The organism is Lacihabitans sp. CCS-44 (assembly GCF_024343735.1).
Taxonomy (GTDB): domain Bacteria; phylum Bacteroidota; class Bacteroidia; order Cytophagales; family Spirosomataceae; genus Leadbetterella.
This window is the reverse complement of sequence record NZ_RJUE01000011.1, coordinates 18800-27065: the sequence shown is the minus strand read 5'-3', so window position 1 is coordinate 27065 and position 8266 is coordinate 18800. Positions and strand designations below refer to the sequence as shown.

8 protein-coding genes are annotated in these 8266 nt (G+C 36.4%); 1 reads left to right on the top strand and 7 read right to left on the bottom strand.

Annotated features, from left to right (window positions below):
• The 3 genes from EGI26_RS06600 to EGI26_RS06590 form a co-directional block, all read right to left on the bottom strand.
• On the bottom strand, positions 1-279 hold a 279-nt coding region (locus EGI26_RS06600; protein WP_255077209.1), incomplete at its 3' end, for a hypothetical protein.
• A gap of 5 nt (positions 280-284) precedes the next feature.
• Complete coding sequence (locus EGI26_RS06595; RefSeq protein WP_255076818.1) at positions 285-1487, bottom strand: hypothetical protein; 1203 nt, start codon at positions 1485-1487, stop codon at positions 285-287.
• Positions 1488-1492: 5 nt separating this feature from the next.
• Positions 1493-2728: a hypothetical protein gene (locus EGI26_RS06590; protein ID WP_255077208.1), complete on the bottom strand. Its 1236-nt coding sequence runs from the start codon at positions 2726-2728 to the stop codon at positions 1493-1495.
• 107 nt (positions 2729-2835) lie between these two features.
• On the opposite strand from EGI26_RS06590, the gene EGI26_RS06585 reads away from it, so the two are divergent.
• The gene (locus EGI26_RS06585; protein WP_255077207.1) at positions 2836-3321 is read left to right on the top strand and encodes a nuclear transport factor 2 family protein; all 486 of its coding nucleotides are present in this window, start codon (positions 2836-2838) and stop codon (positions 3319-3321) included.
• Positions 3322-3326: 5 nt separating this feature from the next.
• Here EGI26_RS06585 and EGI26_RS06580 read toward each other — a convergent pair whose 3' ends face one another.
• From EGI26_RS06580 to gcvP, 4 genes are all read right to left on the bottom strand, one after another.
• The gene (locus EGI26_RS06580; protein WP_255077206.1) at positions 3327-3716 is read right to left on the bottom strand and encodes a hypothetical protein; all 390 of its coding nucleotides are present in this window, start codon (positions 3714-3716) and stop codon (positions 3327-3329) included.
• A 74-nt stretch (positions 3717-3790) separates the two neighbouring features.
• The gene (locus tag EGI26_RS06575; RefSeq protein WP_255077205.1) at positions 3791-4408 is read right to left on the bottom strand and encodes an aminotransferase class IV; all 618 of its coding nucleotides are present in this window, start codon (positions 4406-4408) and stop codon (positions 3791-3793) included.
• Positions 4392-5447 (bottom strand): aminodeoxychorismate synthase component I, encoded by a 1056-nt coding sequence (locus EGI26_RS06570; RefSeq protein ID WP_255077202.1) that lies wholly within the window; start codon positions 5445-5447, stop codon positions 4392-4394. The genes EGI26_RS06575 and EGI26_RS06570 overlap by 17 nt, the downstream gene beginning before the upstream one ends.
• Positions 5395-8265 (bottom strand): aminomethyl-transferring glycine dehydrogenase, encoded by a 2871-nt coding sequence (gene gcvP / locus EGI26_RS06565; RefSeq protein ID WP_255077201.1) that lies wholly within the window; start codon positions 8263-8265, stop codon positions 5395-5397. Before gcvP ends, EGI26_RS06570 begins: the two co-directional genes overlap by 53 nt.
• Position 8266: the final 1 nt, after the last annotated feature.

Here is an 8266-nt window from a genome sequence, read left to right as displayed (position 1 = left end):
AGAAATTCCCTTCCTCGCCAATTTCAAAAGCAAAGGTTTAGCTCCTTCAAAGTCATTCAGAAGAAATTTGCAGGCCACGGCATTAAAAATATCTCTAGCCAATGGTGTTTTTACTGCCGAAAATGCAGTTTGATATTCTGTAAAAGCAGTTTGATAATCATCCTTGGTGATGGCCATTTCGGCCCGATTAATGACTGGATAATATTCCTTTCTAAAATCTAGTTGGGCGAAAACTTGGTTTGTTATAAATAATGTGCAGACAATAATGAGGTTTTTCATAGGATTTAGTCTTGGATTATGGTGGCCTTTTCAATAATTTGTTTGGCAATATCACAATTGGGCACAGTTGTTTCTTCCATTTGAGCATCCGAACTCATTGAAAAGTAACTGTTTTTCAGTATTTTATATTTTGCTTTCTCAAATATCAGATTACTATCTCCATACTGTAATTCCTCTAGTGTGCGTTGACTTTCGTCGTCCAAAGTTTGCCCAGTCTTTTTGTAATAAAACAAGGAGTACGTTTTTTCTTTTAAGTCGAGTGAGCAGTTTTCAATATTCTCGATATTGATTTTAGTAAAAAGCAATTTATTATTGGCTCGATATCCAAAAAGATACTTTAAAGCAAGGTCACGATGTATTTTACCTTGACTTACTGACTCTAGAATTTTATAGTCAAATTCTTTTTTCTTTTCATCCGAAATAGCCGAAAAAGGTTTTACTTCCGTTGAATAACCCCCTCCATAACGAAAATCCATTCGAAATCTATACTTTTCAATATTCCAAGCGAATGAATTCCTCAAAAAATCGGAGTCCTCTACAAACATACCTTCTTCAGCAACAAACCCCTCAGAAATTACATATTCCACTAAGGTTTTCTGAGCTTTAATAAATAATTCATTGCTTACCCCAGCCATTAATAGATAATTTGCATCTAATTCTTTTTTAGTCAAAGCTTTGTTTGTTCTCGAAGAATTCAAATCCTTTGACAATATTTGCTGGCCTTTCCCATCTTCACCCAGGAAAAAAGTCACGGAATTTACGTTTAAAGTATCATATACACTATTATACAAAGTTAATTTATCGGACAGTCCAACAATAATTTTCTCTTGCTGCATGCTTTGAATTTGCTCATAAAGAAACTTAAAACTATTCCATTGACTTCTTATATTATCCATCAAAAACACTTCCTTTTTCTCCAATGTGATGGTAGAAATTCCCTTCCTCGCCAATTTCAAAAGCAAAGGTTTAGCTCCTTCAAAGTCATTCAGAAGAAATTTGCAGGCCACGGCATTAAAAATATCTCTAGCCAATGGTGTTTTTACTGCCGAAAATGCAGTTTGATATTCTGTAAAAGCAGTTTGATAATCATCCTTGGTGATGGCCATTTCGGCCCGATTAATGACTGGATAATATTCCTTTCTAAAATCTAGTTGGGCGAAAACTTGGTTTGTTATAAATAATGTGCAGACAATAATGAGGTTTTTCATAGGATTTAGTCTTGGATTATGGTAGCTCCTGCTAACATTTTCTGTGCAACTTCACAGTTGGGCACTACCGATGATTCCACAGAAGAACGTGTATTTAGGATGAAATATTTGTTTTTATCTATTCCAAAAACCTCCTTCTTAAATCGATCGTCTAAACTTTCCAGACCATATTTATCCTTAATCTTTTTGTACTCTTTCTGTTCATCTGAAGTCAATACGTTCTTTTTTAAGAACCTAATATTCTCGATATCATCAAACTCTTTTCCACATTCGGTGCTATTTTCTATCGTCAGCGTAAAAGAAGTAACCTTTATTTTTTCAGGAATTTCTCTCTCAGAAGACTGCGAAACAGCAACTTGCGGACTCAAATAGCCCTTATAAACAGCACCTTGGAGCTTTTCATCAATATAGTCCTTCTCAGAAGGATTCAGGAAATCATTTACAGTTCCTTCCTTTAGGGCTCGTCGGTCATGATTAAATTTAAAAAATCTCAAAAATGAAAACAAATCATGGTCGTTCCTATGAAAAATTTCCAATTGGCTATTCCCTTCGTTAAGTGCCATCGGGTTTTCAAATACCAAAAGCAAAATACCTTTGGCCTCTTCTAAAAGTTCTTCTACTGTAGCCTTAGATTTCTTCATTTCCATTTCAGCTTCCTTCAAGGTGTATTTCACCATTTTATCACGCTCAAGTTGTGATGAATCATTGTATGTAATCTTGATATAATCCTTCATCGTTATGGCATGAGTTGGATTTTCAGCACCAACAGGCATGTGCACAAAATCTATTGAAGAGTTCTCAAAATACCTTTCTTGTAAAATTGCCAGATTACTTAAATGATATTTAAGGAAATCATTCAACTCTTTCGGTTCAAAAAACTGCTCATAACTCGGCTTAAAATTTCGCCAGGCTTCGGTATTGTAACCCACCTCAAAAATCCCTCTCTGTTCTAGTGTTTCGGGCTTTACACCTCGCTGAGCCATTTTAAAAAGATATAATTTGGCACCTTCGAAATCATTCTGGTACAATTTACAAACCGTAGCATTGTACAAATCACGAATCAACGGAGTTTTAGTGACACTGAATGCAGAAAAATAAGCTTGACTGGCCTCCACATATTCCTCTTTTACAAGATGAAGTTCGGCCTTATTGATTAAGGGAAAATAAGTTTTGCGAAAATCTTGTTGAGCAGATAATCCGATGGCATTTAACAAAAAAAGTATGGTAAAGATGTTTCGCATTGTAGTTTTTTAGTGAAACTTATTGCAATATAAAAACTCACTATTCCCATTAACGAAAATTAATAAATCATTAACATTTTTTTTATCGGTTTACTTCAGATAATTTTATGAAAAATCTCAAAATAATGATAGAAAATAGCCAGTTGATAACCCATTTCTACGACGCTTTCAAGGCCAAAGATTACAAAACCATGCAAGAGAGTTATTTGTCTGATGCTATTTTCAACGATGAAGTATTCACCAACCTGAATGGTGTAGAAGCTGGCCAAATGTGGGAAATGCTGATTAAAAACGGCAAAGATTTAGAATTGAAATTTGAGATAATCAGCAGTGACGAAAACTACGTAAACGCCAGATGGATAGCCAAATACACGTTTTCTAAAACTGGCAGATTGGTTATTAACGACATTCAAGCGTTTTTCAAATTAGAAGACGGTAAAATAAGCCAACACACCGACAGTTTCGATTTTTACAAATGGGCAAGGCAGGCTTTTGGGCTAACTGGACTTCTGTTAGGCTGGACCACTTATTTCAAAGCCAAAGTGCAAAAAACCGCCATGGGAAGTTTGGAGAAATTCATAAAAGGGAAATAATCAACTTACTTGAGTAAAACAAACATCAATTTGTCGCTTTCTTCAGCTGACTTAAATTCTGCCGTAACAAACTGACTATCAATTAACTTATCTGGCGTAACAAAAATTCGCTCACATTTGGCAAGTTTTTCAACGAATTCGTCGAGTTTGGCATTTTCTGAACCATCCTTGGTCAAAAACGCCAACTCAACCTTATAATTAAAGCCCTTCACAAATCCAGAAGTGACTTTCTGAATGTCATATTTGCCAGAGAATGCAGTTTTTTTGTAAAAGCCTTTGAATTCTCCCGTTTTGAAATCCATTTCAATCTCAATTTTAGACTTTTTCCATTGACTTTTTAGCTCTACCAAATCTTCGGTCGATTTTGGTAAGAGTCTATATTTTTCGGTAGGCATAGTTATCGTGGGATGATTTTTTTTCTGACACCCGGAGATTAAACTTAGAAAAGCAAAAAAAAAGGCTATTTTTTTCATAAAGAAGGATTTAAAAGAAGAAAATCGTCCTTCTGAACAAATGTATACATTTTCTCGAAATCTCGCATGGCATTTATGAAGGCAATTTTTTGAAAGCCTTGAATATCATCCTTTAGTATCTTTTTTTCTGTAATAACTTCCGAATCAAGCAAAGCCTTTCTCTTCACGCCATTCAGCAAGCAGTTTTCAGGAGTAAACCAGGTTTTACCATCAAAAAAAGCGAGATTGCTGTAAGTCGCATCTGTTAAGGTTCCATTTTTTAGAAATATTATATCATCAAAATCAGCTTCTTGAATAAAATCTTCTTCCAGATTTTTTCTATCTAAAAACTTAAAATCATATTGAATTTCGGGCTTTTCCAAAAGCTTAATTCTGTGGTGGTCTTTAATTGAATAACTATCAATTGTTATACTTTCCAAATATTTAGCATACACCACTTTAACTTTGTACAAACCGTTTTGTTTTTCACAAGGAATCATCAATTCCTTCTCCAAATCGATATCTTTTACGTTTTCGAAAAACGCATTTCGGGTGGCATTCAACCTTTCAGAATGCAAATCAAGCAGATGCAGTTTGCCGTCCAGCAACTTTATACTTTCAAAAAACTGGTACATATATCTTTTGATTTAGTTCCTTGTATTCTTTTCTTGCATCACTCCTACTCGTTATACCGCCGCCGCTTTTGTAAACCAAGGCGTTTTTGTTTTTTTCTATAAAACGTATCATTACTGCTGATGTCAATATTTCTCCATCAAATAAGCCAAAAACGCCTGTATAATAATTCCTTCGGCCGTTTTGATGCAAATTCATTTCGGCTTCACTTATAATTTCCAAAGTTTTTTCTTTTGGTGCACCCGAGATAGATCCAGCGGGCAAAAGTTCAAAAAACCAATCCCCGATATTGTTTTTCCAGTCTTTCGGCAATTGTCCGCAAACTTCAGAACTTACCTGTAAAAGTTCTTCACCGCTATTTCTACGAATTTTATCAATATACCTAAATCTCTCCACCCATACTTTTTCGCAAATTTTGCTCAAATCGTTTCGAATCAAATCCACAATGGTTGTATGTTCAAATTTCTCTTTTGGGTCATTCAAGATCGCTTGCTCCGCATTTTCCACACTTGCATCTATCGTTCCCTTCATCGGAAATGACGAAATCTTTCCCTCCAAATCCACAGAAACAAACGACTCAGGCGAAAAACAAACAAATGTATCCTTAAGCCAAAGTTTATATTTGGCTTTGGTAAAATTAATGATTTTCTCGAAAGGAATATTAACTTCAATTTTATTAGAAACCGTCAAATTTGTAAGAAAACTATTGCCTAATCCTAAGTTATTTTTAACAAAATCAAACGACTTCTTATACAAATCAAATGAGATGAGTTCTGAAGAAATCTCAAGTTCGCTTTCCAATTCTTCGTCAAAAAAGTTCTGGTAAGTTGAAAACTCGTCCTTAAATGCATATTTAATTTCTTCGGGAGAAATTTCATTTAAAGAAACAACGATGTTTTCAGTTTTATCAAAACCGATTATAAACAAAAAAGGGCAATTTAACTGCCCTAATTTGTTCATTTCTAATACAGTATCTTTTTTAGACAGTTTAAGCATAAGCTTCAATTGGCTCACATGCACAAACCAAATTTCTATCGCCATAAGCTGAATCTATTCTGCTTACCGCAGGCCAAAATTTGTTAAATTTCAATTTTTCGTTCGGGAAGGCAGCTTTTTCTCTGCTATATGATTTATCCCAATTTTCAGCCATAACCACTCTTTGTGTGTGCGGTGCATTTACCAAAACATTGTTGTCAGCAGGATAAATTCCAGACTCTATTTCGGCAATTTCTTCTCTGATGGCTATCAAAGCATCACAAAATTTATCCAATTCAGCCTTTGATTCAGACTCGGTTGGCTCTATCATTAAAGTACCAGCCACTGGAAACGAAACCGTTGGAGCATGAAATCCATAATCCATCAAACGCTTGGCGATGTCTTCTACCTCCACATGAGCCGACATTTTAAAAGGACGACATTCCACAATCATCTCATGGGCACAATGTCCATTTGAGCCTGTGTACAATATATCAAAGTGCTTTTCAAGTCTCGATTTTATATAGTTGGCGTTTAGAATAGCATATTTTGTGGCATTGGTTAAACCATCTGGCCCCATCATAGCTATGTAAGCATATGAAATAGGTAACACGCTAGCACTTCCCCATGGAGCTGCCGAAATACCATTAATAGCTTTTTCGCCTCCTGTTTTTATAACTGCATTACCTGGTAAGAATGCTGCCAATTCAGCCGTAACACCAATCGGACCAACTCCAGGGCCACCACCACCGTGAGGAATCGCAAAAGTTTTATGAAGATTCAAGTGGCAAACGTCCGCACCAATTTTACCAGGCGAGGTCAAGCCTACTTGAGCATTCATGTTGGCTCCATCCATGTACACTTTACCTCCATAGCTGTGAATTATCTCACATATTTCTATGATGGTTTCTTCAAAAACACCGTGTGTAGAAGGATAAGTCACCATTAAACAAGCCAAATCTTCGGCATGCTCGGCGGCTTTCTGTTTCAAATCTTCAACATCTATATTTCCTTTCTCGTCACATTTTACTACCACCACTTTCATGCCCGCCATTACTGCTGATGCAGGATTAGTTCCATGTGCCGACGACGGTATCAAGGCAATATTTCTAGCTCCATGGTTATTTTGCTCATGGAAAGCTCTAATTACCATCAAACCAGCCAACTCACCTTGAGCCCCGGAATTGGGTTGAAGCGAAACTTTGGCAAAACCAGTAATTTCAGAAAGCCAATCACACAATTCATCAAACATCATCTGGTAACCCACGGTCTGATCTACTGGAGCAAATGGGTGAATATTTCCAAATTCTGGCCAAGTTACGGCTATCATTTCAGAGGTTGCGTTGAGCTTCATCGTGCAACTTCCCAACGAAATCATCGAATGTACCAATGAAAGGTCTTTGCTTTCCAAAGATTTCATATAACGCAACATCTCGTGTTCTGTGTGGTAAGAATTAAACACCGGATGTTTCATATAATCATCCTCTCTACCTAAATTTTCTGGAATACTAATTTCTACATCATGCTTTAGGTTCATTACCAAACTTCCCCCTCTCGCTTCGGCAAAAATCTCAAGTAGTAAGCCTAAATCTTCCAAAGTTTTTGTCTCGTCAAAAGATATACTGATGTCCTCGGTACCGTGGTATCTAAAATTCACACCTCTTGATTCAGCTATTTGACGAATTTTGGTATTATCCAAAACATCAAGCGTAATGGTATCGAAATAATTTTGATTCAAAACTCTATAATCCAACCCCTGAACGGCATTTGCAAATGACTTTGTCAAACCATGAATTTTCAAAGCTATTTCCTTTAAACCGTCCGGACCGTGATAAATACAGTAAGCCGCCGACATTACAGAAAGCAACACCTGAGCAGTACAAATATTTGAAGTTGCCTTTTCTCTTCTGATATGTTGCTCACGAGTTTGAAGAGCCATTCTCAATGCCGAATTTCCTTCAGCATCTATCGATTTACCAATAATCCTACCTGGAATCTGTCTCTTATATTCATCTTTAGTGGCAAAAAAAGCAGCGTGAGGGCCGCCATAACCCATTGGAACACCTAAACGCTGAGAAGTACCTATCACCACATCAGCACCCATTTGGCCGGGATTTTTAAACAAAGTCAAAGAAAGTAAATCAACACCCACGCATACTTTAATATCAACAGCATGCAAACGAGAAATAATTTCTGTGTAATCTGTGATTTCCCCAAATGTATTTGGATTCTGGAAAATAGCACCAAAAACGTTTGAATTTTCAAAATCAAACGTTTCCAGATCCCCAACTATTATATTAACGCCAATCGGAATGGCTCTACCTGTTATTACATCTATAACTTGTGGATGACAGCTGTCAGAAATAAAGAAATCGTTCGAATTTTTCTTAGCACCTTTCCTTATATTGAAAAACATAGACATGGCCTCTGCTGCTGCGGTAGCTTCATCCAAAAGCGAAGCGTTCGAAATCTCCATTCCTGTCAAATCCGTTACAATCGTCTGGAAATTCAACAGCATCTCTAATCTTCCCTGAGCTATTTCAGCTTGATAAGGAGTGTAGGCTGTGTACCAAGATGGATTTTCTAAAATGTTCCTTAAAATAACTTTCGGAACCGCGGTATCATAATATCCACCACCTATGAAAGACTTATATACTTTATTCTTCGAACCATAAAATTTCAATTTTCCCAAAAGTTGCGTCTCAGAAAGTGCCGCAGGCAAATTCAAATCTTTTTGCAATCTGATGTTGGCAGGCACGGTTTCATCAATAAGTTGCTCTAGGTTTTCAACGCCTATTTCATCGCACATGGACTTTAACTCTGTTGATGTCTTGCCTTGGTGTCTTTTTTCGAATTTTTCTTGATTAGTAAGAGTGACTTTCATG